This window comes from Ancylobacter sp. FA202 (assembly GCF_000380205.1).
In the GTDB taxonomy this organism is placed as follows: domain Bacteria; phylum Pseudomonadota; class Alphaproteobacteria; order Rhizobiales; family Xanthobacteraceae; genus Ancylobacter.
The window spans coordinates 1,764,996-1,789,624 of the sequence record NZ_KB904818.1; the positions used below are offsets into that span (position 1 = coordinate 1,764,996).

At 65.9% G+C, this 24,629-nt stretch carries 21 protein-coding genes, 1 tRNA gene, 2 rRNA genes and 2 pseudogenes (1 of these 26 only partly in view); 7 read left to right on the forward strand and 19 right to left on the reverse strand.

Annotated elements, in window-relative coordinates:
- Nucleotides 1–52: 52 nt before the first annotated feature.
- The 5 genes from A3M1_RS0107955 to A3M1_RS0107975 form a co-directional block, all read right to left on the reverse strand.
- Nucleotides 53–697, reverse strand: a complete 645-nt coding sequence (locus tag A3M1_RS0107955; protein ID WP_018388430.1) for an amino acid ABC transporter permease — start codon at nucleotides 695–697, stop codon at nucleotides 53–55.
- Nucleotides 694–1,374: an amino acid ABC transporter permease gene (locus A3M1_RS0107960; RefSeq protein WP_018388431.1), complete on the reverse strand. Its 681-nt coding sequence runs from the start codon at nucleotides 1,372–1,374 to the stop codon at nucleotides 694–696. The genes A3M1_RS0107955 and A3M1_RS0107960 overlap by 4 nt, the downstream gene beginning before the upstream one ends.
- Nucleotides 1,371–2,774, reverse strand: a complete 1,404-nt coding sequence (locus tag A3M1_RS0107965; protein WP_245261613.1) for an MmgE/PrpD family protein — start codon at nucleotides 2,772–2,774, stop codon at nucleotides 1,371–1,373. The genes A3M1_RS0107960 and A3M1_RS0107965 overlap by 4 nt, the downstream gene beginning before the upstream one ends.
- Nucleotides 2,775–2,813: 39 nt before the next feature.
- Nucleotides 2,814–3,596, reverse strand: coding sequence for a transporter substrate-binding domain-containing protein (locus A3M1_RS0107970; protein ID WP_018388433.1), 783 nt, complete (start codon nucleotides 3,594–3,596; stop codon nucleotides 2,814–2,816).
- Nucleotides 3,597–3,696: 100 nt separating this feature from the next.
- Nucleotides 3,697–4,110: a RidA family protein gene (locus A3M1_RS0107975; protein WP_018388434.1), complete on the reverse strand. Its 414-nt coding sequence runs from the start codon at nucleotides 4,108–4,110 to the stop codon at nucleotides 3,697–3,699.
- Between the two features lie 173 nt (nucleotides 4,111–4,283).
- On the opposite strand from A3M1_RS0107975, the gene A3M1_RS0107980 reads away from it, so the two are divergent.
- Complete coding sequence (locus A3M1_RS0107980) at nucleotides 4,284–5,177, forward strand: LysR family transcriptional regulator (RefSeq protein ID WP_018388435.1); 894 nt, start codon at nucleotides 4,284–4,286, stop codon at nucleotides 5,175–5,177.
- 89 nt (nucleotides 5,178–5,266) lie between these two features.
- Here the strand turns inward: A3M1_RS0107980 and A3M1_RS0107985 are convergent, their stop codons facing one another.
- The 11 genes from A3M1_RS0107985 to A3M1_RS0108035 form a co-directional block, all read right to left on the reverse strand.
- Nucleotides 5,267–6,661: an aspartate aminotransferase family protein gene (locus A3M1_RS0107985; RefSeq protein ID WP_018388436.1), complete on the reverse strand. Its 1,395-nt coding sequence runs from the start codon at nucleotides 6,659–6,661 to the stop codon at nucleotides 5,267–5,269.
- 23 nt (nucleotides 6,662–6,684) lie between these two features.
- Nucleotides 6,685–8,202 (reverse strand): NAD-dependent succinate-semialdehyde dehydrogenase, encoded by a 1,518-nt coding sequence (locus tag A3M1_RS0107990; protein ID WP_018388437.1) that lies wholly within the window; start codon nucleotides 8,200–8,202, stop codon nucleotides 6,685–6,687.
- A gap of 134 nt (nucleotides 8,203–8,336) precedes the next feature.
- The gene (ehuA, locus tag A3M1_RS0107995; RefSeq protein ID WP_018388438.1) at nucleotides 8,337–9,116 is read right to left on the reverse strand and encodes an ectoine/hydroxyectoine ABC transporter ATP-binding protein EhuA; all 780 of its coding nucleotides are present in this window, start codon (nucleotides 9,114–9,116) and stop codon (nucleotides 8,337–8,339) included.
- Nucleotides 9,113–9,805: an ectoine/hydroxyectoine ABC transporter permease subunit EhuD gene (gene ehuD, locus A3M1_RS0108000; RefSeq protein WP_018388439.1), complete on the reverse strand. Its 693-nt coding sequence runs from the start codon at nucleotides 9,803–9,805 to the stop codon at nucleotides 9,113–9,115. Before ehuD ends, ehuA begins: the two co-directional genes overlap by 4 nt.
- Before the next feature lie 10 nt (nucleotides 9,806–9,815).
- Nucleotides 9,816–10,481 carry an ectoine/hydroxyectoine ABC transporter permease subunit EhuC gene (gene ehuC, locus A3M1_RS0108005; protein ID WP_018388440.1) on the reverse strand — a complete coding sequence of 222 codons (666 nt, stop codon included), beginning with the start codon at nucleotides 10,479–10,481 and terminating at the stop codon, nucleotides 9,816–9,818.
- A 94-nt stretch (nucleotides 10,482–10,575) separates the two neighbouring features.
- Nucleotides 10,576–11,427: an ectoine/hydroxyectoine ABC transporter substrate-binding protein EhuB gene (gene ehuB, locus A3M1_RS0108010; protein WP_018388441.1), complete on the reverse strand. Its 852-nt coding sequence runs from the start codon at nucleotides 11,425–11,427 to the stop codon at nucleotides 10,576–10,578.
- 87 nt (nucleotides 11,428–11,514) lie between these two features.
- Nucleotides 11,515–12,525, reverse strand: a complete 1,011-nt coding sequence (gene doeB, locus A3M1_RS0108015; protein ID WP_018388442.1) for a N(2)-acetyl-L-2,4-diaminobutanoate deacetylase DoeB — start codon at nucleotides 12,523–12,525, stop codon at nucleotides 11,515–11,517.
- Nucleotides 12,526–12,529: 4 nt separating this feature from the next.
- Nucleotides 12,530–13,708 (reverse strand): ectoine hydrolase DoeA, encoded by a 1,179-nt coding sequence (gene doeA / locus A3M1_RS0108020; RefSeq protein WP_018388443.1) that lies wholly within the window; start codon nucleotides 13,706–13,708, stop codon nucleotides 12,530–12,532.
- Complete coding sequence (eutC, locus tag A3M1_RS0108025) at nucleotides 13,705–14,718, reverse strand: ectoine utilization protein EutC (protein WP_018388444.1); 1,014 nt, start codon at nucleotides 14,716–14,718, stop codon at nucleotides 13,705–13,707. Before eutC ends, doeA begins: the two co-directional genes overlap by 4 nt.
- Nucleotides 14,715–15,731, reverse strand: coding sequence for a hydroxyectoine utilization dehydratase EutB (gene eutB, locus A3M1_RS0108030; protein ID WP_018388445.1), 1,017 nt, complete (start codon nucleotides 15,729–15,731; stop codon nucleotides 14,715–14,717). Before eutB ends, eutC begins: the two co-directional genes overlap by 4 nt.
- A 97-nt stretch (nucleotides 15,732–15,828) precedes the next feature.
- Nucleotides 15,829–17,283, reverse strand: a complete 1,455-nt coding sequence (locus tag A3M1_RS0108035; RefSeq protein ID WP_038196970.1) for a PLP-dependent aminotransferase family protein — start codon at nucleotides 17,281–17,283, stop codon at nucleotides 15,829–15,831.
- 60 nt (nucleotides 17,284–17,343) lie between these two features.
- On the opposite strand from A3M1_RS0108035, the gene A3M1_RS0108040 reads away from it, so the two are divergent.
- The 3 genes from A3M1_RS0108040 (at nucleotide 17,344) to A3M1_RS26430 (ending at nucleotide 19,428) form a co-directional block, all read left to right on the forward strand.
- Entirely contained in the window at nucleotides 17,344–17,799 is a 456-nt protein-coding gene (locus tag A3M1_RS0108040) for an Lrp/AsnC family transcriptional regulator (RefSeq protein WP_018388447.1), read from the forward strand.
- 424 nt (nucleotides 17,800–18,223) lie between these two features.
- A tRNA-Ser gene (locus A3M1_RS0108045) sits at nucleotides 18,224–18,313 on the forward strand.
- A gap of 239 nt (nucleotides 18,314–18,552) precedes the next feature.
- Nucleotides 18,553–19,428, forward strand: coding sequence for a hypothetical protein (locus A3M1_RS26430; protein WP_156029647.1), 876 nt, complete (start codon nucleotides 18,553–18,555; stop codon nucleotides 19,426–19,428).
- 9 nt (nucleotides 19,429–19,437) lie between these two features.
- Here the strand turns inward: A3M1_RS26430 and A3M1_RS0108050 are convergent.
- Nucleotides 19,438–19,644 (reverse strand): annotated as a pseudogene (locus A3M1_RS0108050) (helix-turn-helix domain-containing protein); the annotation flags it as partial.
- A 79-nt stretch (nucleotides 19,645–19,723) separates the two neighbouring features.
- Here A3M1_RS0108050 and A3M1_RS0108055 point away from each other — a divergent pair.
- The 3 genes and pseudogenes from A3M1_RS0108055 to A3M1_RS24995 all read left to right on the forward strand — a co-directional run bounded on the left by A3M1_RS0108055 (nucleotide 19,724) and on the right by A3M1_RS24995 (nucleotide 22,123).
- Nucleotides 19,724–20,164 (forward strand): transposase, encoded by a 441-nt coding sequence (locus A3M1_RS0108055; RefSeq protein WP_018388449.1) that lies wholly within the window; start codon nucleotides 19,724–19,726, stop codon nucleotides 20,162–20,164.
- Nucleotides 20,161–20,517, forward strand: a complete 357-nt coding sequence (tnpB, locus tag A3M1_RS0108060) for an IS66 family insertion sequence element accessory protein TnpB (RefSeq protein ID WP_018388450.1) — start codon at nucleotides 20,161–20,163, stop codon at nucleotides 20,515–20,517. The genes A3M1_RS0108055 and tnpB overlap by 4 nt, the downstream gene beginning before the upstream one ends.
- A 42-nt stretch (nucleotides 20,518–20,559) precedes the next feature.
- Nucleotides 20,560–22,123, forward strand: a pseudogene (locus A3M1_RS24995) (IS66 family transposase).
- Between the two features lie 145 nt (nucleotides 22,124–22,268).
- On the opposite strand, the gene rrf reads toward A3M1_RS24995, so the two are convergent.
- Together rrf and A3M1_RS0108075 are read right to left on the reverse strand one after the other, a co-directional pair.
- Nucleotides 22,269–22,383 (reverse strand): 5S ribosomal RNA (gene rrf, locus A3M1_RS0108070).
- Between the two features lie 109 nt (nucleotides 22,384–22,492).
- Nucleotides 22,493–24,629 (reverse strand): 23S ribosomal RNA (locus tag A3M1_RS0108075) (it continues 686 nt past the right edge of the window).

Here is a 24,629-nt window from a genome sequence, read left to right on the forward strand (position 1 = left end):
CGATCGGGCGGCTGTCGGCAGGCGCGAGGGCGCGAGGGCGCGCCGGGCGCGGTCAGATCCGGATCCGTTTTTCCAGATGCCTGCCGCACAGCGAGATCGAGAAGCAGATGACGAAATAGATGAACGCCACCGCGCCATAGGCGAGGAACGGCTCGAAGGTGGCGTTGGCGATGATCTGGCTCGCGCGGGTCAGCTCGACAAAGCCGACAATGGAGGCCAGCGAGGTGTTCTTGACGATCTGCACCATCAGGCCGACCGTCGGCGGCACCGAGAGGCGCAGGGCCTGCGGCAGCACGATCAGCAGCATCTGCTGCCAGTGCTTGAGGCCGAGGCTGGAGGAGGCTTCCCACTGCCCCTTCGGCACGGCCAGGACGCAGCCATACCAGGTCTCGGTGAGATAGGCGCTGCTATAGACCGAGAGGCAGAGGCTGGCGGCGAACAGCGGCGTCGTCTGCACGCCCATCAGCGCCAGGCCGAAATAGACAAGGAAGAGCTGCATCAGCAGCGGCGTTCCCTGAAACAGCTGGACATAGAGCCGCACCGGGGTGCCGGCGCCGCGCGGAAACGCAAAGCGCAGGCACAGCAGCAGGAGGCTGACGGCGGCGCCCCCCGTGAACGCGATCAGCGAGAGGTAGATCGTCCACGGCACGGCGGCGAGCAGGTTGCGAAAGACGTCCCAGGTGGTGAAGTCGTTCATCGCTGCGCCTCCGTGGCAAATTCCCCGTAGACGAAGCGGCGCCCGACCCAGCTCAGCATGTCCCGGAACAGGACGGCGAGGCCGAGATAGATGAGCGTGACGACGATATAGGCCTCGAAATTCCGGAAGGTCCGGCTGGCGATCATGTTGGCTTCATAGGATAGCTCGGCGACGGAGATCTGGCTGCACAGCGCCGAGGCCAGCAGGATGATCACCAGCTGGCTGGTCATGGCCGGCCAGACCCGCTGGAAGGCGGGCGGAAGGATGACGAGGAAGAACGCCTGCGCCGGCTTCAGCCCCAGGCTGCTGGCGGCCTCGAACTGTCCGGCGGGCGTCGCCTCAATGCCGGCGCGGATGATCTCGCAGGCATAGGCGGTGAGGTTGATCGTCAGCGCGACCAGCGCCGCCGTCACCGGATCCAGCCGCAGGCCAAGGGCCGGCAGGCCGAAGAAGATGAAGAAGATCTGGCCGAGAAACGGCGTGTTGCGGAAGAACTCGACATAGCCACGGATGAACCAGCGAAGCGCCTTGGGTCCCCGCAGGCTGCCCCACGCGCACAAGGTGCCGAGCACGACGCCCAGGAAGGAGGAGACCAGCGTCAGCATCACGGTCATCACCAGACCGTTCAGCAGGCTCGGCCAGCTGTGGAAGACATCGATGAACGAGGAGAGGTTCATGCGGCGGGCATCCGTGTCGGTGAGCCTGTCAGGGCCGTGTTCAGGAGATCACGCAGCGGGATGTCGGCATCGAGATCCTCAAAGGCCTGCAGCAGCCGCTGCGCGGCCGCCTTTCCGAGCGTGGGTTCGGCACAGCGCAGGAATTTCGTTCGCAGATGCGCCGGGGGCACCGGATTGACGGCGGTGCCCAGCGCGTGGGTCTGGTAGCCCGAATAGGTGCGGCCATCCCGGAGGGCGAGGGTGATCGACGCCCCTTCGGGCGCTTCCCGGCGTCGCTTGGCGTTCCACATCGGGCCGCTCACCATCCGCACGCGCGCCATCAGGGCGCGCAGGGCGGGGCTGGCGAGCACATCCTCGCGCAGATGCTCGACGCCCGGCGCGCCGAAGCACAGGGTCGCGGCGATCGCGAACTCCATGCTGAACTGCGCCTCGCGCGGGGTATCAGGCGCGGCATAGGCCAGATTGGCCACGACGACGGGCGGGACATCGCACAGGACGCTCTCCACCTCGTCCACTGAAACGCCCTCGCGCGCCCTGATGTCAGCCACGACGTCGACCGCCGCATGCGAGGACAGGCAGATCGGGAACTTCTTGATGTCGATGCCGGGTGTCTCCAGCCGCCAGGAGCGGCCGAGGTCGGCGAAAGCCGCCATGTCGAACACGCCATCGGTGTGGAGCGCGGCGAATCCGTTGCGATGGGTGAAGGGCTCGTCCGGCCCGCTGGCGCCACTGGCCGCCAGAAGGGCCCATGTCAGCCCCGCCGCGCTGGCCTCGCCGGCAAGGAGCGCTTTGGCGTCGGTGGCGAAGCAGCTTTTGCTGCCGCCCGCGCCGGCCACGGCCAGCCCGATGCCGGCGCGCATCTGCCGCGCGTCGAGCTTCAAAAGGTGCCCGGCCGCGACGCACGCGCCGATCGGGCCTAGCAGGCCGGTGGTCCACCATCCCTTGTCGTAGAGGTCCTGGCCGGCGGCCGCACCGACCGCGTATTCACACTCCGCGCCGACCGTGATCGCGGTCAGGAGGTCGGCCCCCGTCGCGCCGGTCTCCTGCGCGATAGCGATGGCGGCGGGGACGATGACGGCCGAGCCATGGACGAAGCCGGCATAGCAATTATCGTCGAAATCGAGCGCGTGGGCGGCGGTCGCGTTGCACGCGGCCGCGCCAACGGCCGACAAACGGGCCGGCGCGCCCCAGATCTCCGACACGCCCGCCGCAGCGTTGCGCACCGCGAACTGGCGGGCGAGGCCCGCCACCGGCGTGCCCGCGCCGGCGAGGGCAACGCCGACCGTATCGATCACGCACGCCTGCGCGATGGCGCGGATGCGATCGGGAATGTCGGCGGCGCGCGCGGCCGAGCCCCACTCCGCCATAAGGCGCGAGGGATTGCGGGGAGTGGGGCTCATCTCGACCCGCCTGCACCAAATGCCCTTCGCAACGATTGATTACTCGGGCAGCTCGCCGGCGGGGGCGCCGAGCCACTTCACCGACAGCCGGTCGATCTCGCCGCTGGCCTTCGCCTCGCGGATGATCGCGTTGACCTTGTCGAGCAGCTTGGTCTCGCCCTTCACCACGCCGACATAGCAGGGGGAGTTCGCCAGCACGATCTTCAGCTCCAGATCGAGATCCGGGTTTCGGCGCTTGATGGCCGCGGCGACGGGGGTGCCCGAGGCGAACATCTCCACCTGGCCGGACATGAACGCGGCGATGGTGCTGTTATTGTCCTCGAAGCGCTTCACCACCGCCTTCGGCGCGAGGTCTTCGAGTTCCTTGTCCTGCATCGAGCCGCGCGTGACCGAGATGGTCTTATCGGAGAGGTCGGCATAGTCCTTGACCGGCGGCTCCTTCTTGCCGAACACGGCGTCGAAGAAGGGCGAATAGGCGATGCTGAAGTCGATCACTTTCGCCCGCTCCTCGGTCTTTCCGAGCGAGGAGATGGTGAGATCGGTCTTGCCCGACTGGAGATAGGCGACGCGGTTCGGCGCGGTGACCGGCACAAGCTCGACCTTCACGCCGAGCTTCTCGCCGATCAGATTCGCGACGTCGATATCCATGCCGCGCGGCTGCATGTCGGCGCCGACCGAGCCGAACGGGGGGTAGTCTGTCGGCACGGCGACGCGGATGGTCTTGCGGGCGATGATGTCGTCCAGCGCGTCGGCGACGGCGGGAACGGTGCCAAGCGTCGCCATGAGGCCGATGGCGGCGGCGAACAGAATACGTGCGGTCATTGCCTACACCCTTATTGCTGGAAGGTTGATGGTGTCGGACGGTTCCGCAGGGACGCCCGCGAAACCGTCATGGCCGGCCGGAGCCGCGTGTGAGCGGCACTCAGTCCGGAATAACGGCCGTCGCGTCCACTTCGACGAGATATTCGGTGCGGGCGAAAGCGGTGACGACAATGCCGGTCGACACCGGGAAGACACCCTTCAGCCAGCGGCCGACCACCCGATACACGTCCTCGCGGTAGCGGGGATCGGAGATGTAGATCGTCAGCTTGCAGATATGATCGAGCTGGCTGCCGCATTCCTTCAGCAGCATGTCGATATTCTTCATGGCCTGCTCGGTCTGGCCCGCCACGTCGCCGATGCATACGCATTCGGACGTATCGAGATCCTGTCCGATCTGGCCACGCAGGTAGACGGTGGTTCCGCGAGCGATGACGGCCTGGCAAAGATCGTTGTCGATGCTCTGCTCGGGATAGGTCACTTTGGTATTGAACTTGCGGATTCGGGTGTGGGCCATCGTCGCATTCCTGATTGTGCTTGTGCGCGAGCCGCATGAACGGACTCAAAGTCGAGGCCTACAGGGAACTCGGCGCGGGTATTCTTATGAGCGCCGTAACCTTACGAAGGCCATCACATCACGAAAAGCGATTTTTTTGCGACCTATGTTTCGTTTTTTGATATGTATCGCGCATGATGAAGCTTGATTTCGACGAGCGAGACCTGCGCTCGCTGCGGGTGTTCTGCGCGGTCGCGGAGGCGGGCGGGTTTGCGGCGGCCGAGAAGAAGCTCGCCATGTCGAAACCCTCGATCAGTCGCCATGTCCGCGAGGTGGAGGCGCGCCTCGGCGTCAGGCTGTGCGAAAGAGGGCGGAGCGGCTTTCGCCTGACGCCGGAGGGGGACGTGGCGCTCGACCTCGCCTCCGCCGCCTTCCAGGCACTGGGACGCATACGCCCCGAGATCGACGCCGTGCACGGCATCTTGTCGGGCCGGCTCGCGATCGGTATCGGCGAGCACACCCTCACCCATCCCGATTGCAAGCTCCCCGAAGCCCTCACCGAGATGCGGCGTCAGGCGCCGGGGGTGGAGCCGCAGATTCTGGTGATGACGTTCAATGAACTGGCGCAGTCGCTAAATGAGGGCCGCGTCGACCTCGTCATCCGCGGCAAGTACACGGATGATCGCGACTTCTTTCACGTGCCGATCTATCGCGAGATCCACCGGGTCTATGTCGCCAATTTTGTCGACACGTCCAAGATACCCAACCTGCCTCTGGTCTATCGCCAGCACCCCTATGTGGAGCACGCGATCCGGTCCGGCCGCTACCATCGCGGCCCGAACGCCGCCGGCCTCGATTCCGTCGCCGCCATGGTCGCGACAGGCTTCTACCAGGGCATGCTGCCGACCCACTACGGGGATCTCATCAAGCGGAGGTTCAACCTCGCTATCGAGGAGACCAGCCCGGTCTATCAGCACGAGGGATGCGCGATATTCTCCACCGCGCGGCCGATCAGCCAGCGCATCAAGGTGTTTCTGAACATATTGAAGCGCGTCCATTCCTTCCGGTCGGAACGGTCGCCGGCGTAAAGGCCGGCGCGCGGCCGGCGGCATCAAAAAGGGCTGCGAGCCGGCGGGAAGCCGCGCCGCATGGCGCGCGCGGCTTCCCGCGCGCGCGCTCAGCCGAGGGTCGCGCAGACCGCCTCGACGGCGCCGCGCGTGGCGTCGACCACGATGTCGGCCTCCTCGCGCGTCAGGCACAACGGCGGGGCGAAGCCGAGAATATCGCCCTGCGGCATGGCCCGGGCGATGACGCCACGCTCCAGCATTGCGGCGGCGACGCGCGGGCCGACCTTCTCGCTGGCCTCGAAGAAGGTGCGGTCGTCACGGTCGCGCACCAGCTCCACCGCCGCCAGCAGGCCTTCTCCGCGCACCTCGCCGACATGGCGATGGCCACTGAGCGCGTCCTTCAGCGCCGCATTGAAATAGGCGCCGGTCTCGCGGGCATTGGTCACGAGGTCGAGCTCGTCCACCAGTTCGAGATTGGCGACGCCGGCCGCGGTGCAGAGCGGGTGCGAGGAATAGGTCCAGCCATGGCCGATCGGACCGAACTCGTCCGAGCCCTGCTCCAGCACCCGCCAGACCTTCTCCGACACGATGACGCCGGAGAGCGGCGCATAGGCGGAGGTAAGGCCCTTGGCGATGGTGATGAGATCCGGCTCGATGCCGTAGTGATCCGAGCCGAACATGCTGCCGAGCCGGCCGAAGCCGGTCACCACCTCGTCGGCGATCAGCATTATGTCGTATTTCTTCAGCACCGCCTGGATCTTCGGCCAGTAGCCGGCGGGCGGGGGCACGATGCCGCCGGTGCCGAGCACCGGCTCGCCGATGAAGGCGGCGATGGTGTCCGCCCCCTCAGTGAGGATCATCTCCTCCAGCCTGTCGGCGCAATGCTGCGAGAACTGCTCCTCGCTCATCGAGCGGTCTTCCCGGCGGAAATAATAGGGCGCCTCGGTGTGCAGGATCGGGGCGCGCGGCAGATCGAACAGCTTGTGGAAGCCGGCGAGCCCAGTGAGGCTGCCGGTCATCACGCCCGAGCCGTGATAGCCGCGCCAGCGCGAGATGATCTTCTTCTTCTGCGGCCGGCCGAGCACATTGTTGATGTACCAGACCAGCTTGATGTTGGTCTCGTTGGCATCCGAGCCCGACAGGCCGAAGAACACCCGGCTCATCCCGGCCGGCGCGCGCTCGATCACCATGCGGGCGAGGCGGATCGAGGGCTCCGAGCCGTGGCCGGCATAGGCGTGGTAATAGGCGAGCTTGGACGCCTGCTCGGCTATGGCGTCGGTGATCTTGCTTCGGCCATAGCCGACATTGACGCAGTACAGCCCGCCAAAGGCATCGAGGCTGCGCCGTCCCTCGCGGTCGACGATGTAGACCCCCTCCGCCCCGGTGATGATGCGGTTGGGCGTCTCGCCACGCGCGTGCTGGCCCATATGGGTGGAGGGATGGAAGAAGTGGTCGCGGTCCCAGCTGTCGAATGCGTTGCTGGCCGGGGCGGGATGGTCGAGCATGGTGGTCTCCTTAAGCTCCCGCCTCAGCCGAGGTCGAGACAGACATATTTGAGGTCGGTGAAGGCTTCGAGGCCGTGGCGGGAGCCTTCGCGGCCGAGGCCGGACTGCTTCATGCCGCCGAAAGGGATGGGCGCGCCGGTGATCTTGACCCGGTTGATCGCGACCATGCCGTAGTCCAGCGCCTGCGCTATCCGTGCCGCCCGCGCGCCGTCGCGTGTGACGACATAGGCGACGAGGCCGTATTCGGTGGCGTTGGCGCGGGCGATCACCTCGTCCTCGCTGTCGAAGGGCGCGAGGGCGGCGACGGGGGCGAAGGTCTCCTCGCGCATGATCAGCGCTGCTTCCGGCACGTCGGCCAGCACGGTGGGGGCGAGGAAGAGCGGGCCGGGCACGGCGCGATCCGGCGTGAGGCGGCGGGCGCCGCGCTGGAGTGCATCGTCGATCTGCGCCTGCGCCTTGGCCACCGCCCCTGCATGCATCAGCGGGCCGATCTCGGTCTGCGGGTCGAGCCCGGGACCGAGGCGCAGCGCCGCGACGCGCGCGGCAAAGGCGGCGCAGAAGCGGGGATAGAGGGCGCGCTGCACATAGATCCGGTTGGCGGCGAGGCAGTCCTGGCCGGAGGTGGCGAATTTGGCATCGACGGCGATCTCGACCGCGCGGTCGAGATCGGCATCGTCGAACACGATCAGCGGCGCATGGCCGCCCAGCTCCATCACCACGCGCTTCATGCTGCTGGCCGCGTTGCGGGCGACCGTTCGCCCCACCTCCGTCGAGCCGGTGAAGCTCACCGCCCGCACGCGCAGATCGGCGCAGAAGGTCTCGGCGATCGGCGCGGGTTCACCGGTGACGAGGTTGAACGCGCCGGCGGGCATGCCGGCGCGCTCGGCGAGTTCGGCGAGAGCCAGCGCCGAGAGCGGCGTGTGCGAGGAGGGGTGCGCGACGATGGTGCAGCCGGTCGCCAGCGCGGCAGCGGCCTTGCGGGTGAGCATGGCGGAAGGGAAGTTCCACGGCGTCAGCAGCGCGGCGACGCCTACCGGCTCCCGGCTGAGCGTCATCTGCGCGCCGGGGAGGTGGCTGGTGACGCCCTCCACATTCACCCGCAGTGCTTCCTCAGCGTAATAGGCGATGAAGGAGGCGGCATAGGCGATCTCGCCGCGCGATTCCGCCAGCGGCTTGCCCTGCTCGATCGTCATGAGAAGCGCGAGGTCCTCGGCCGCGTCCAGCATCTGGGCGTGCCAGCGGCGCAGGATATCCGCGCGCTCCTGCGGCAGGCGCCCTTTCCAGGCCGGGAAGGCGCGATGGGCGGCCGCGATCGCCCGCATCGCCTCGGCCGCGCCGAGGGCGGCGACCTCCGCCACGGCGCCGCCATCGGCCGGATCGGTGACGGTGAAGGTCCGGCCATCTGGCGCGCCGGTCCATTTGCCGTCGATATAGGACAGGCTGCGCAGCAGCCGCGGATCGGCCAGGCGCGCCAAGGCCGGGTGGCCGGCGCTGCGGGCGGAAAGGCGGGCCGGACGTTCGGTGCGGGCGGGCGCGATCATGGCGGCTCCTCAATCTGAACGCAGCCAGCCTAGGGGCGCGGGCTCCGAGAGGGTTTCCGAACACACGGGAAACCACCGATAGGAAGCCGGAACTTCGCCCCTCCGCCGAAGAATTATCGGCGGGAGCGGCCCGATTAGCGCAGCACCGAGGCCAGGAACTCGCAGGTGCGCGGGTGGCTGGGCGCCGTGAAAATGGCTTCCGGGCTGCCCTGCTCGCAGATGCGGCCCTTGTCGAAGAAGCAGACGCGATCCGAGACCTCGCGGGCGAAGCGCATTTCATGCGTCACCAGCAGCATGGTCAGGTCGTGCTCATGGGCGAGGTCGCCGATTACAGCCAGCACCTCGCCGACCAATTGCGGATCGAGCGCCGAGGTCGGCTCGTCGAACAGCAGCACGCGCGGGCGCATGGCGAGCGCCCGGGCGATGGCGACGCGCTGCTGCTGGCCGCCGGAGAGCTGCGAGGGGAAATGGTCCTTCTTGTCCGCCAGCCCGACCATGGCGAGCAGATCGACCGCCCGCGCCTGCGCCTCGTCGCGCGACAGGCCGAGCACGCGCACCGGCGCCTCCGCCACATTGCGCATCACGCTCATATGCGGGAACAGGTTGAAGCTCTGGAACACCATGCCGACATGGCTGCGGATCTCGCGCAGATGCCGCTCCGAGGCCTTGAACGGGCCGGTGCCGCCCGGCTCCTGATAGTCCATGCCGGCCAGTGTCAGCCTGCCCTCCTGGAACGGCTCCAGCGTCATCAGGATGCGCAGCACGGTCGACTTACCCGAGCCGGACGGGCCGATGAGCGTGACCTTCTCGCCCGGCGCGACCTCGAAATTGAAATCGTCGAGCACGGTGAGGGCGCCGAAACGCTTGGTCACGCCGGCGAACTGGATCAGCGGCGCAGGAGCTTTCTCGGTCATCGCAGCGGGATTCCTGCCTTGGGGAGCACCTTCTGCAGCCGGTGCAGGCCGGCAGAGCAGATCAGCGTCAGGATGAGGAAGATGAGGCCGACCATGGTCAGCGGCACCAGATATTCGAAGGTGCGCTCGCCGATCATGTTGGCCAGCGCCATCATGTCGAGCACGGTGATGACGGAGAGCACCGGCGTCTCCTTGATCATGGCGACCATGTAATTGCCCATGGCGGGCAGGATGCGCGGGACGATCTGCGGCACGACGATGTCGCGATAGGTCTGCATCCGGGTCATGTTGAGCGCGGTCGCCGCCTCCCACTGCCCGCGCGGCACCGCCTCGATGCCGCCGCGATACACCTCGGAGGTGTAGGCGGAATATTGCAGGCCGAGCGCCAGCGCCCCGGTGAGGAAGGCCGGCAAGGTGAGGCCGTATTCCGGCAGCACGTAGTAGAGGAAGAACAGCTGCACCAGCAAAGGCGTGTCGCGCAGAAACTCGACCACGCAGGCCGTGGTCCACGACACGCTGCGCCAGCGGCTACGGCGCAGCATGGCGAAGACCAGCCCCAGCACCAGGGCGATGGCGAAGCCGGCCGCTGCGGCCTTTAGCGTGACCGTGAGGCCGATGAGGATGATCGGCAGGATCGACCACGCATAGGTGAGCGGGGTCGCTGTGTCCCAGGTGAAGCCGTACATCATGAAGGGGCCCTCACGAATGCGCCGCGCGCGGGAAGGCCGCGCCGCGCCGGGCCCAGCGCTCGATCAGCCGCATCACCAGCATCAGCACCAGCGACATGGCGAAATAGCCGACTAACGTCAGGCTGTAGACGCCGGCGCTGTCGAGGGTGAGGTTGCGGATCGACTGGGCGCGGAAGGTGAGGTCGGCGATCGAGATCAGCGACACCAGCGAGGACAGTTTCAGCGTCTCGATGGCGAGATTGCCGAAGGCCGGCAGCATCTCGATGATCGCCTGCGGCAGGGTGACGTGGATCAGCGTGTGCATCCGGCCGAAATTCAGCGCCCGCGCCGCCTCAAGCTGCTGAACCGAAACCGAGGTCAGCGCCCCGCGCACGATCTCCGAACCATAGGCGCCGACATGCAAGGCGAGCACGAGGATGCCGGTTGCCACCGGCTCGAAGCTGATGCCGACCAGCGGCAGCGCGTAATAGAACCAGAACAGCTGCACCAGCAGCGAGGTGCCGCGAAACAGCTCAGTATAGCACAACGCCAGCGTGGAGACGGCGCGCCCGCCCTCGACCCGGGCGATGCCGGCGACAAAAGCGAGTACCGCGCCGATCGCGATCGCCGCCAGCGTGATCCACGCGGTGACGAGCGCGCCCTGCGCCAGCGCCGGCAGATAGGAAACCCACGGCATGGTCAGCTCCCGGTGTGAGCGCCGATAAAAGAGCGCGCCCTCCGCCGGGGACACTGCCGCCGGCGGAGGGGTGCACCCCAGCTAACGCGCGACTTTATTTGCCGGCGCAGAGATCGGCCACCTTGCGGTCCGCCGCCGCCTTGATGCTCGCGTCGGAGAGGCCGTAATTGGCGAGGATCTTCTTGTACTCGTCGGTGGTGCGGAACTCGACGAGGGCGGCGTTGAACGCGCCATAGAGCTCCTTGTCCTCGGGGCGGAAGGCGAAGCCGCCAAAGTTGCGCACCGGCTTGCCGTCGACGACAGGATCGGTGAAGGGCGCCACCTGCTCGACACCCTCCTGCCCCTTGGCCAGCGCGGCCACGGTGAGTTCGGTCGCGGCATAGGCGTCGGCGCGGTTGCGCACGGTGGCGAGCGCGTCGGCATTGGCGGTGATGAAGATCACCTGCTCGTCCTTCACCCCGACGGCGCGCAGGAAGTCGATATTATTGGCGCCGGAGACCACCGCGACCGTCAGAGACGGGTCCTTGGCGATGTCGGCATAGGTGGTGAGCTTCTTCGGGTTGCCCGCCTTCACCAGCAGCCCCTCGCCATAGGAGGAGTTCGGCTCGGTGAAGGCGACCTGCTTGCAGCGCTCCGGCGAGATGTTCTGCTCGGCGGCGACGAAATCGTAGCGCTTGGCCTTCAGGCCGGGGATGAGCGTGCCGAACGGCGTCACCGACCAGGTGACATCGGTGATGCCCATCTTCTTGAGCACGGCGTTGGCGACATCCGGGCCGATGCCGGCCGAGGTGCCGTCATCCTTCATGTAGGAATAGGGCACCTCATTGGCGGTGGCGGCGCGGATATAGCCCTGGTCCTTCACATCCTTCAGGGTGGTGGCGCCCGCGACCGACAGACCGCCGGCGAGGGCAAGGGCGGAAAGCCCGGCAAGCTTGATGAACGACATGTTTTTCTCCTCTGGTCGGTATGGGTCCGAATTCTCGGGGCGGCGCCGTGTTCCGGCGTCCTGTTGGGCCACTTAGGGCCGGATCGATCAGGCCTCCGTCACCACGGCGAGGACGGAAAGGCAGTCGCCGGCCTTGATCAGGCCCGGCACGTGGCGGGCGGCGAGCACGCCATCCATCGCCGCGCGGTATTCGGCCGGCGCCTGCCCGGTGCGGCCGATGGGGTAGACGCGGGCGATGAGATCGCCCTTGCGCACCGGAGCGCCGAGATCGATGGCGAAGGCGACCAGCCCGTCATCCCCGGCGAAGGCGAAGCAGTCGGCGGAGGGCATATCGAGCCAACGGGTTGGCGCGGCCTCCGGTTCACCGGCGAGGATGCCGGCATGGCGCAAAAGGTTCAGCGTGCCGCGCCGGGCGATATTGATGCTGGTCGCGCTCGCCGTGCCGGCGCCGCCAAGCTCGGTGGTGACGAACACCTTGCCCATCTCCTCGACGGTGGTGTCGAGCATGCCGACGGCGTCGATCTCCAGCATCCGCATCGAATAGGGAGCGGCGAAGGCGGCCACCGCCGCAAAGCAGCGCGCCTCCTGCGCCTTATCAGGCAGCTCATGCGCGGCGGCATAGGGCAGGAAATCGAGCGTCCGCCCGCCGGAGTGGAAGTCGAGCACCACATCGGCCAGCGGCACGAGGTGCCGGGTGACGAAATCGGCGATCTTCTCCGTCACCGTGCCGTCCGGGCGGCCGGGAAAACTGCGGTTGAGATTGCCGCGATCAATCGGCGAGGTGCGGGTGCCGGCGCAGAAGGCGGGGTAGTTCAGCGCCGGCACGAGGATGACACGGCCCTGCACCTCTTCCGGCCTCAAGGTCCGCGCCAGCTCGAACAGAGCGGCCGGGCCCTCATATTCGTCGCCGTGATTGGCGCCGGTGAGCAGGGCGGTCGGCCCCTCGCCATGGGCGATGACGCAGATCGGGATCATCACCGAGCCCCAGGCGCTGTCGTCGCGGCTATAGGGCAGGCGCAGATGGCCGTGCTGCACGCCTTTTGCGGCGAAATCGACCGTCGGTATGATCGGCGAGGGGCGCGGGGAAGCGGTCAGCATCGCCTCACCCCTTCACAAAGAGCTGGCGCGGTACGTTGGACAGGCATTCATGGCCGGTCTGCGTGATGGCGATGCTCTCGGTGATTTCCAGCCCCATATCCTCCAGCCACAGGCCGGTCATGAAGTGGAAGGTCATGCCGGGCTTCAGCTCGGTGCGGTCGCCGGGGCGCAGGCTCATGGTGCGCTCGCCCCAGTCCGGCGGGTAGCTCAGCCCGATCGGGTAGCCGGTGCGGTTGTCCTTGATGATCCCGTACTTCTTCAGCACCGCGAAGAAGGCGTTGGCGATGTCCTCGCACGTGTTGCCGGGCTTGGCGGCGGCAAGGCCCGCCTCCATGCCTTCCAGCGTCGCCTTCTCGGCGTCGAGAAAGGCCTGGGTCGGCGTGCCGAGGAAGACGGTGCGCGAGAGCGGGCAGTGATAGCGCTTATAGGCGCCGGCGATCTCGAAGAAGGTGCCCTCCCCCGCACGCATCGGCTTGTCGTCCCAGGTGAGGTGCGGGGCGGAGGCGTCCGCTCCCGACGGCAGCAGCGGCACGATGGCGGGGTAGTCGCCGCCGAACTCGGCGGTGCCGCGAATGCCGGCATCGTAGATCTCGGCGACGAGATCGCATTTGCGCATGCCGGGCTCGACCACCTCGACGATGCGCTTGTGCATCAATTCGACGATGCGGCCGGCCTTGCGCATATAGTCCAGCTCGGTCGGGCTCTTGACCGCGCGCTGCCAGTTCACCAGCCCGCCGGAATCGGTGAAGCGCGCGTTTGGCAGATGCTTCTGCAGCGAGGCGAAGGCGGCGGCGGTGAAGTAATAATTGTCCATCTCCACCGCGATGGAGCCCTTGTCCCAGCCGCGATCCGCGATGATCTGCGCCAGCAGGTCCATCGGGTGACGCTCGGTCGACTGCACGTAGTGGTCGGGGTAGCCGATGATGTTGTCGTGGCCGAGATAGGCGGTACGCTTCGCGCCGTTGGCGTCCTGCTTGCGGCCGTACCACACCGGTTCGCCGCTCGGGGCCACCAGCACGCATTGGTGGACATAGAACGACCAGCCATCATAGCCGGTGAGCCAGTGCATGTTGGAGGGGTCGGTGACGACCAGCAGGTCGATGCCGGCCTTGTCCATCGCCGCGCGGGTCTTGGCGAGGCGCTCGGCATATTCCTCGCGGGAGAAGTTGAGGGTGACGGTCACGCGATGTCTCCGGCTGCGGCCTTGGTGTCGATGGGGCGTCCCGCGCCGGCGTCGCGCGCACGGGCAAGAGCGAGATTGGCGATGGCGGTGTCCTGCACGCCGGTGCCGGTGAGGTCGGCCAGCGTGATCTCGTCCGGACGGGTGCGGCCCGGCGCGGTGCCGGCGATCACCTCGCCAAGCTCGGCGAAAGGCGCGGCGGCGGCGATGAGCCCGGCTGAAATGGCGTGATGCAGTTCGCCCAGCCGCCGTGTCTGGCTCAGCCGGTCGGCGATGTAGGTGACGCGGGCGAAGGCAGCGGGGTCGATCTCGTTCTTGTGCTCGCTGTCCGCGCCCATGGCGGTGACGTGCTGGCCCGGCTCCAGCCAGTCCGCGCTCAGGATCGGCCGCTCAGCCGGGGTGGTGGTGACGACGATGTCGGCGCCGCCCACGGTCGCGCGCGGATCGGCGCTGGCGATGACGGGAAAGCCGAGGCTTGCGGTGAGATCGCGGGCGGTGGCGTCCGCCTTGGCCGCATCACGGGCCCAGATCCGGGCTTCGCGAATGGGGCGAACGAGCGTGAGCGCTTCCAGCTGCAGCCTTGCCTGCATGCCGGCGCCGAGGATCGCCACCACCCCGGATTCCGGGCGGGAGAGATGCCGGGCGGCGACGGCGCCAGCGGCGGCGGTGCGCACATCGGTGAGATAGCCATTGTCGAGCAGCAGCGCCTCGACCAGCCCGGTCCGCGTGCTGAACAGGATCATCAGCCCGTTCAGGCTCGGCAGGCCGAGCAGGGGATTGTCGAAAAAGCCCGGGCTGACCTTGATGGCGAAACCGTCGAGGCCGGGGACATAGGCGGTCTTCACATCCACCTCGCCGCGATGCTCGGGAATGTCGAGCCGCAGGATCGGCGGCATGGCAACGGGCTTGGTCGCCAGCGCGGCGAAGGCCGCCTCGACGCAGTCGACGGCGTGGGCGTCGAGCCGGAGAAGCGGGCGAAGGTCTGCCTCGGTGAGGACGAGCATCTGGCTCATGCGGGCTCTCCGTTGAGGATGCGGCGATGCGCGGCCGGGTCGATGTTGCCCCCCGACAGGATGAGCCCGGTCGGCCCGTGCGGGCGGACCTTGCCGGCGAGCAGGGCGGCGATGCCGACCGCGCCGGCGCCCTCCACCGTCTCGCCCTCGGCCGTTGCGGCATGGCGGATGCCGGCGGCGATGTCCTCCTCTGTAACGAGGACGACCTCGTCCAGCAAAGCCCGGCAGAGCGGGAAGGTGTAGCGGTTGGCAAGCCCGATGCCGCCGCCGAGCGAATCCGCCAGCGTCGCCTCCTCCGTCACATCGACCGGCCTGCCGGCGTTGAGCGAGGCGGCCATGGCCGCGCCGCGTTCCATCGACACGCCGATGAGGCGGGCCTGCGGGCGCAGGGCCTTCACCGCCAGCGCGATGCCGGCGGCGAGCCCGCCGCCCGACAGCGGCACGAGCACAAGCGCGAGGTCCGGCAGGTCCTCGATCAGCTCAAGGCCGAGCGTGCCCTGGCCGGCGATCACCTCCGCGTGGTCGAAGGGCGGGATGTCGGTGAGGCCGCGCTCGGCCACCAGCCGCCGCACCTCGGCCTGCGCATCGTCCTGCGAGCGGCCGACGATCCGCACCTCGGCGCCGAGCGCGCGGACCGCCTCGACCTTGTTGACCGGCACCAGCGCCGACATGCACACGATGGCCGGCACCCCGGCCTCGCGGGCGGCATAGGCGACGGCGCGGCCATGATTGCCGGTGGAGGCGGTGACGAGCCCGCGCCGGCGTGCCGCCTCGTCCAGCGCCAGCACCGCGTTCATCGCTCCGCGCAGCTTGAAGGCGCCGACCGGCTGGCGGGTTTCCAGCTTCAGATGAACAGGGTGGCCGCAATGTTCCGTCAGCGTCGGCGAGGCGACCAGCGGCGTGCGCGTCACCCGGCCGTCGATGCGCCGCGCCGCCGCCTCGACGCGCGCGAACGCGACCGGAAGGCCGTCCGGGGCGGGGCGGATGGAAGCGGCGGCGGCGCGATGCGGCATGAGCTGATGTTCCCTCTCACTTGTAATGGTGAGAGGCATCAAAAATCATGTCAATTATTATATTGTAATGATCCAATGATGGCGCGGCAGCGCGCCCTCAGCCGATGGCGCCGATATCGAAGACCGGGGGAAGCTGCTCGAAGGTCTGCCGCACCGTGGTCAGCGCCTGTGTCAGCGCGGCGGGAGAGAAATGCCCGCCGAGGCAGATGCGGATGCCGCCGCCATGATTGCTGCCGGCGATGAACGGATCGGACGGCGTCACCGCCACCCGCCGCTCCGCCAGCGAGCGCACCAGCCCGTCCTCCGTCCAGTGCGGCGGCACCTTGAGCCAGGCGCAGAGCGAGAGCGGATGCGTCGAGGCGACATGGGCGCCGAGCACCGCCGCCACGAGCGCCTGCCGCGCCTGCGCCTCCTCGCGCTGCACCGCCAGCAGGCGCTGCGCGGTGCCGTCCGCGATCCAGCGCGTGGCGATCTCGGCCAGAAGATAAGCCCCGCTCCAGCTGGTGACGCGCAGGATGGAGGCGGCGCGGATCGAATATTGCGGCGGCACCACGAGATAGCCGACCCGCAGCCCCGTGAGCACGGTCTTGGTGAAGCTGGTGACGAAAAAGCCGAGATCCGGCACCATCTGGCTGATCGCGGGCAGCGGCGTGTCGATCAGCGGCTTGTAGACCTCGTCCTCGATCACGAACACGCCGTGGCGCTGGGCGATGGCGGCGATGGCCTCGCGCCGCCCGGGGCCGGCGACATGGCTGGTCGGGTTGTTCAGCGTCGGGATCAGCACCAGAGCGCGCGGGCTGCCGGCCTGGCACGCGGCCTCGAACGCTTCAGGGAGCACGCCCTCGGCGTCGGTCGGCAGCCCCTTCAGGCTGAAGCCCAGCACATTGGCGAGGCCGATCACGCCATGGTCGGTGAGATTTTCGGTCAGCACCACATCGCCCGCGCGCACGATGCAGCTCAGCGCCAGGAACAGGCCGTGCGCGGCGCCATTGGTGATGAGGATGCGTTCCGTGCCGGCGTCGACGCCGAGCGGCTTCAGCCAGGCCCGCGCCGCCTCGCGGTGCGGATCGAGGCCGGCGATCGGCCGGCAGGCGCTCATGAAGGCGCTGTTGTCCGCACTCGCCAGCGCCGCGAGAACGGTGCGCGACGCCTCCTCATGCGCCAGCGTATAGACGCCGCGGACGATGGACAGGTCCACCGCCTCGTCGGGGTTCCGGTCCAGCATCAGGCGGCCGGCGCGCTCGGTGACGCGGGCCTTGACGAAGGTGCCGCGGCCGATCTCGCCGGAGAGATAGCCAAGCCGCTCGGCCTCGCGGTAACTCAGGCTCACCGTCTGCACCGACAGGCCGAGGTCGCGGGCAAGGTCGCGATGCGTCGGCATCCGGTCCATCGGCTTCAGCACGCCGGAATCGATATCGGCGATGATGCGCTCCGTCAGCGCCGCGTGCTTGGTCTGGCCCTTGACCTTGGCGAGGCGGGGCTGCCACTCCACGCTCTTGCCCATCCCCGTAGCGGCAGGAGGGGCGGCCTCGGGGTGGACTTGACGAAGCATCGAATTGTCTCGTTCTTAAGGGAGGTTATTCATGACATTATGCACGCCCGGTCGCGAAAGATGAAGCTCGATGCCACCGATCACCGGATCCTCGCGGCACTGCGCCGCGACGGGCGCATCACCAAGCTCAGGCTGGCCGAGGAGGTGCATCTCTCCCCGGCGGCCTGCTGGGAGCGGCTGCGCCGGCTGGAGGTTGGCGGCGTCATCAAGGGCTATACCGCCATCATCGACCTCGGCGCCGGGGAACCGCGCACCACGGTGATTGTCGAGATCAGCCTTTCGAGCCACCAGCAGGCCGATTTCCGCCGCTTCGAGGAGGCGATCGCGCGCGAGCCCGCCATCGTCGCCTGCGACGCCACCGGCGGCGGCATCGACTACATGCTGCGGGTGACGGTGCCTGACATCGACAGCTACCAGCGCCTCATCGACCGCTTGCTCGAACAGCCGATCGGGATCGCGCGCTATTTCAGCTATGTGGTGACGAAGAGCGTGCCGTTGGGAAGAAGCGGCAATTGAACCCCGACTGGGCGCCCCCAGAGGGCGCGCAGGGGCGGACGCCCTCATGCAGCGCGGGCGAAGTTGCGCGCCACACGGCGGTGCTCCGGCCGCGCCATGTGGCGGGCGCGTCGGCGGGAACGACAGCCCGCGCGGCCAGCCCGGAGACAAACGCCAGCACGTCGCGCTCGATGGCGTCGATCGGCCCTTCATAGAGCGGCGCCCGCTCCGCGCCGGGCTGCCCGATCTCGACCGGCGACGGTTTGACCGACCCGCCCCTTGAGAGCTACCAAAATACCGGAACGCGCCCCCCCGCCAGACAGGGGGGCTGGCCGGCAAATCGGCGCGAAGGCAGGCAAGTGCAGCGCAGGGACTTGTGCGGGAAGCGGGCGTCGGCTATGGAGCCTTCGCTTCACGGCGCGGATGACCCCCGCGCCCTGCGTGTGGAGAGGTGCCGGAGTGGTCGATCGGGACGGTCTCGAAAACCGTTGTGCGTGCAAGCGTACCGTGGGTTCGAATCCCACCCTCTCCGCCAGCGCCACCATGGGCCTGTATGGCCTTTATATTTCAATAGCTTAGACCCAATTTCCGGTGGAGCGCAAACGTGATGCGCCCCCAGAACGCGCCCCCAATTTTCTTCGTCGGCACCCTTGCGCCGCCCCACCGTGGAGCACCTGCACACCGCAATGTCCAACGACGATTGACGTTGACGACAGGTGAGCAAAGGCACGTACTGGCTTTGGACGGCCTCCCTCGATTTGGCGACTCTCAGCTATGCGCATCTACCAGTGGGTGACGGCGGTGGCATTCGGGCTGCTAGTTTTTGGTGGCGCCCCCACCAACATAGAGGCCCACGGAGCCACAACCGACAAGAAAGTTAATCAGTCTACCGGTGCAAGCTCGTCTCGGGAACAAGAGTCGAGTTTTGCCGGCGCCCCGACGATCCAGGTCCTTTCCCAAGGGTCTCCGCCGAACGTACAAACTGGCCAGGACGACCGCGCGGGGAACTTTATATTTTGGGGCGACGGCTTAGCTCAGTGGGTAATGGCAGTAAGTTCAATACCGGCTGTATTACTGAGCTTTTGGGCTATAATTCTGCTACGTCGGACGCTAGACGCGACAAGAGACGCTGTAAGCGCGGCCATACGCGATCAGCGCCCATGGGTTGAACTTCAAGCCGAGAACGTCGCTTTGTCCCAGAAAGATGGGATAATATTTGTAAATGTCGACGTAATTGCGAGGAATATAGGACGATCTCCGGCCATTAAAGCAATGGTAGATGTGAAAATATTCACGTTCTATCAAGGCTTCAATGAGTACGTGGATTTTATCAATTTCTTCGATTCGGGAAAAAGGTGGCTAAAGGAGGGAATGCATGGATCGAACATTCTTCCGAATGGTGAAATAACTTATCGCATATCGTCTCATTCAGACCCCGATCTAAAGGTGAATGAGTTAGATCTTGGAAAGACATTTCGGGCCGTTTGCGCAACATATCAATATGGCGTCAATAACACGCCTGCCCAAACTGGGGTTATATTCGAGCTTAGACACAGGACTCGCCCTTTCGATTTCGTCCCGACAGGTAGATTTGCTGATCCTGTATTCGCAGACGCCACGGCGTCAATTTTCACAGGGCGGGCAACGTGATAGGCGCCCTCAAGCCGCCTCCCTCAGAATACGGAAGACGCTGGCCCGCCCGATGCCCAGCTTGGCGGCAATGGCGTCCCCGGTGAGCCCCTCCGCCTTGAGCAGGATCACCGCATCCGCTTGGCGCCGCGCCGTGGGGGCACGCCCCTTGTACTTGCCTTCCTCCTTGGCCTTGGCGATGCCCTCGCGCTGTCTCTCCAACATCAGGTCTCGCTCCCCCGTAAGCGCCGTCTTGGCCCCACCTATCGCGCGCTGGCGTGATCGTTGATGTTCTGAGCCCCGAGGGCTTGGACACATGACGATTTCAGAGCTTACGCTTAAATCCAGCGCTGCCGACCCGGTTCGGCGGTATGAGGTGTTCACGGGAGCGGGGCGCCGTCGGGATTGGTCGGCCGAAGATAAGGCGCGGCTCGTTGCGGAGAGTTTCGAGCCGGATGTGACGGTGAGCGCCGTGGCGCGCCGCCACGGTCTGACGCCGCAGCAACTGTTCACCTGGCGGCGCGAAGCACGCAAGGCGAGCGAGATGATCCCGGCCTTTGTGCCGGCGGTCGTCGCGCCGGAGCCGGCTCCGGCATCTGAACCGTCCGCCCCACCGTCACGACCGAAGCGGCGTGGCCGGCAACGCAGGGCGGCTGCCATCGAGGTCGATGTCGACGGCGTCAGGGTCACGATCGAGAACGGGGCCTCGCCAGCGACCATCGCGGCAGTGCTCAGCGCGTTGAAGGCCGGGTTGTGATCGGTCCGACCGGCACGGTCCGGGTCATGGTGGCCACGAAGCCCGTCGATTTCCGCAAGGGGGCCGAAGGCCTGGCCGCCCTGGTGCGCGAGACGATGGGTGCCGATCCCTTCACGGGCACGGTCTATGTATTCCGCGCCAAGCGTCCCGATCGGGTGAAGCTGGTGTTCTGGGACGGCACCGGCGTGGTGCTGGTCGCCAAGCGCCTGGAGGATGGCGAGTTCCGCTGGCCGAAGATCCAGGACGGCGCGCTGCGGCTGACGGCGGCCCAGCTGCAAGCCTTGTTCGAGGGTCTGGACTGGCGCCGGGTACATGAGCCGCAACGGACGACGACGCCGGTCGCGGCGAGCTGAAAACCCTCGCAAGCCACTGGCGAATATGATTGAATCGGGGTCATGGCTTCGCTCCGCTCCGAGCTTCCCCGTGATCCCGAGACGCTCCAGGCGATGCTGATCGCCCGGGACGCGGAGATCGAGCGGCTCCGTCAGATCATCAAGGAATTGCAGCGCCATCGCTTCGGCCGGCGCGCCGAGACGCTACCCGAGGACCAGCTTCTCCTCGCCCTGGAAGAGGCCGAGCAGGTGGAGGCCGCAGGTTTTGCGGCATCTGAGGAAAACGCGCCGGCGACGAAGGCAGAGCGGATCGCAAAGCGTCGGGCAAACCGCGGCGCGTTGCCCGCCCATCTACCGCGCATCGAGACGGTGGTCGATATCGAGAGCGATGTCTGCCCCTGCTGCTCCGGCCGGCTCCACCGCATCGGCGAGGACGTGGCCGAGCGGCTCGACATCGTGCCGGCGCAGTTCCGCGTGCTGGTGGTGCGTCGACCGAAATACGCCTGCCGGTCCTGCGAAGACGTGGTGGTGCAGGCACCCGCGCCGGCTCGGCTGATCGAGGGTGGTATCCCGACCGAGGCAACGGTCGCCCAGGTTCTGGTCTCAAAATACGCCGATCATCTGCCGCTGTACCGTCAGGCCCAGATCTATGCCCGTCAGGGTGTCACGCTTGATCGTGCGACGCTGGCCGACTGGGTCGGGCGCGCGGCCTTCCTGCTGCGCCCCGTGCACGAGCGGATGCTGGCGATGCTGAAGGCTTCGCCGAAGCTGTTCGCCGACGAGACGACAGTGCCGGTGCTCGATCCCGGGCGAGGTCGGACTAAGACGGGGCAACTCTTCGCCTATGCCCGCGATGACCGGCCCTGGGGCGGCGCGGATCCGCCCGCCGTCGCCTATGTCTACGCCCCCGACCGCAAGGGGGAGCGACCGATCGCCCATCTCGATGGGTTCGCCGGCATCCTGCAGGTCGATGGCGAAGCCTGTCCTTGGGCTTGCCAAAGGCAAGACCCGAGGGGCGGCTACAAGACGCTGGCCGGGCGCAACGCGGTTAGCCTGGCGTTCTGCTGGGCGCATGTTCGGCGGCGCTTCTACGAGCTCGCCCAGACCGGCCCCGCGCCGATCGCCAGCGAAGCCCTGCTACGCATCGCCGACCTCTATCGCGTCGAGTCCGATATCCGTGGCCGCACCCCGGAGGAGCGCCGGGACGCGCGGCAGCAAAGGAGCAAACCGATCATCGATGCCCTGGAACCATGGCTACGGCAAAAGCTCGCCTTGATCAGCCAGAAGACCAAGCTCGCCGAGGCGCTACGCGCTCTCGCGCTGGGCGGGGCTTGGCCTCTTCCTCGATGATGGGCGCATCGAGCTCGACAACAACATCGTCGAGCGATCCATCCGCCCCCTGGCCCTGACCCGGAAGAACGCCCTGTTCGCCGGCTCCGACGGCGGTGCCGAGCACTGGGCCGTCATCGCCTCGCTCGTCGAGACAGCCAAGCTGAACGGCATCGATCCCCAGGCCTACCTCACGGACATCATCACCCGCATCGTCGAGGGCCACCCCAACAGCCGCATCGATGAGCTCATGCCATGGGCCTATCCCGCCAAGCCCACCCTCAGTGACGTGGCCTGACGCGACGCTTACGAAGTGGGGGGCAACGTCAGGGTTATGGCTGAGGTGTCGGCTGGGTATTCAGACGCACAAAACCCCGCCTGCGATGTCTCGCGGGCGGGGTTTTGTTTAGGGTGTGAAGAAGCGTTTTTGCTGTGCTTTGCAGGCCTGGCAGCGACCTACTCTCCCAGGTCTTGAGACATAGTACCATCGGCGCTGAGGAGTTTAACGGCCGAGTTCGGGATGGGATCGGGTTGGGGCTCCTCGCAATGGCCACCAGGCCGGCGAAGCACAGCATTTTGCGAAGCAAGGATCCTTTTGGGATCGGGTCTGGTCGACCCTGGTCTTTGGATTGCTTTGATCCTTGATGGATGACCATCGAGGATGAGAACGATCAAGCCAATCGAACGATTAGTACCGGTAAGCTCAATATGTTGCCATACTTACACACCCGGCCTATCAACGTGGTCGTCTTCCACGGTTCTCAAGGGAATACTCGTTTTGAGGTGGGTTTCCCGCTTAGATGCTTTCAGCGGTTATCCCGACCGTACATAGCTACGCTGCACTGCGGCTGGCGCCACAACAGCTCCACCAGAGGTACGTTCATCCCGGTCCTCTCGTACTAGGGACAAATCCTCTCAATATTCCTACACCCACGGCAGATAGGGACCGAACTGTCTCACGACGTTCTGAACCCAGCTCACGTACCACTTTAATCGGCGAACAGCCGAACCCTTGGGACCTGCTCCAGCCCCAGGATGTGATGAGCCGACATCGAGGTGCCAAACGATGCCGTCGATATGGACTCTTGGGCATCATCAGCCTGTTATCCCCGGCGTACCTTTTATTCGTTGAGCGATGGCCCGTCCACGTGGGACCACCGGATCACTATGGCCGACTTTCGTCTCTGCTCGACTTGTCAGTCTCACAGTCAGGCGGGCTTATGCCATTGCACTCGACGACCGATTTCCGACCGGTCTGAGCCCACCATCGCGCGCCTCCGTTACTCTTTGGGAGGCGACCGCCCCAGTCAAACTGCCCACCATGCAATGTCCCGGATCCGGATAACGGACCGCGGTTAGACATCCATATCTATAAGGGTGGTATTTCAAGGATGGCTCCACGAGAGCTGGCGCCCTCGCTTCAAAGCCTACCACCTATCCTACACATACCGACACGAATGCCAGTGCAAAGTTGCAGTAAAGGTGCACGGGGTCTTTCCGTCTGACCGCAGGAACCCCGCATCTTCACGGGGAATTCAATTTCACTGAGTCTATGCTGGAGACAGCGGGGAAGTCATTACGCCATTCGTGCAGGTCGGAACTTACCCGACAAGGAATTTCGCTACCTTAGGACCGTTATAGTTACGGCCGCCGTTTACCGGGGCTTCGATTCAAAGCTTGCACCTCTCCTCTTAACCTTCCGGCACCGGGCAGGCGTCAGACCCTATACGTCATCTTGCGATTTCGCAGAGCCCTGTGTTTTTGCTAAACAGTTGCCACCCCCTGGTCTGTGCCCCTCCACACTGGTTGCCCAATGTGAAGGCCTCCTTATCCCGAAGTTACGGAGGTAAATTGCCGAGTTCCTTCAGCATAGTTCTCTCAAGCGCCTTGGTATACTCTACCAGTCCACCTGTGTCGGTTTCGGGTACGGTCTATAATGTGGGAGCTATTTCCTGGAACCCCTTCGAAGCCAGAACAGAACCAATTCGTCTGACAACACACGGGATTCGTCACTACCCACAGGCTCAGGAATATTCACCTGATTCCCATCGACTACGCCTTTCGGCCTCGCCTTAGGGGCCGGCTAACCCTGCGCAGATTAGCTTTACGCAGGAACCCTTGGACTTTCGGCGACAGTGTCTCTCACACTGTTTGTCGTTACTCATGTCAGCATTCGCACTTCCGATACCTCCAGAGGCCCTCACGGGTCCTCCTTCGCAGGCTTACGGAACGCTCCGCTACCGCTTGCACCTAAGTGCAAACCCTAAGCTTCGGTGCATGGCTTGAGCCCCGTTACATTTTCGGCGCAAGAATCCTAGACCAGTGAGCTGTTACGCTTTCTTTAAAGGATGGCTGCTTCTAAGCCAACCTCCTGGTTGTTTTCGGACTCTCACATCCTTTCACACTTAGCCACGAATTTGGGGCCTTAGCTGTTGGTCTGGGTTGTTTCCCTCTCGACGACGGACGTTAGCACCCGCCGTCTGTCTCCCGCGCAGTACTTCCAGGTATTCGGAGTTTGGTTAGGTTTGGTAAGGCGGTAAACCCCCCTAGCCCATCCAGTGCTCTACCCCCTGGAGTATTCACGCGAGGCACTACCTAAATAGTTTTCGCGGAGAACCAGCTATTTCCGAGTTTGATTGGCCTTTCACCCCTAGCCACAAGTCATCCGAGACCTTTTCAACGGGCACCGGTTCGGTCCTCCAGTGCGTGTTACCGCACCTTCAACCTGCTCATGGCTAGATCACTCGGCTTCGGGTCTAATCCGACGAACTGAACGCCCTGTTCAGACTCGCTTTCGCTGCGCC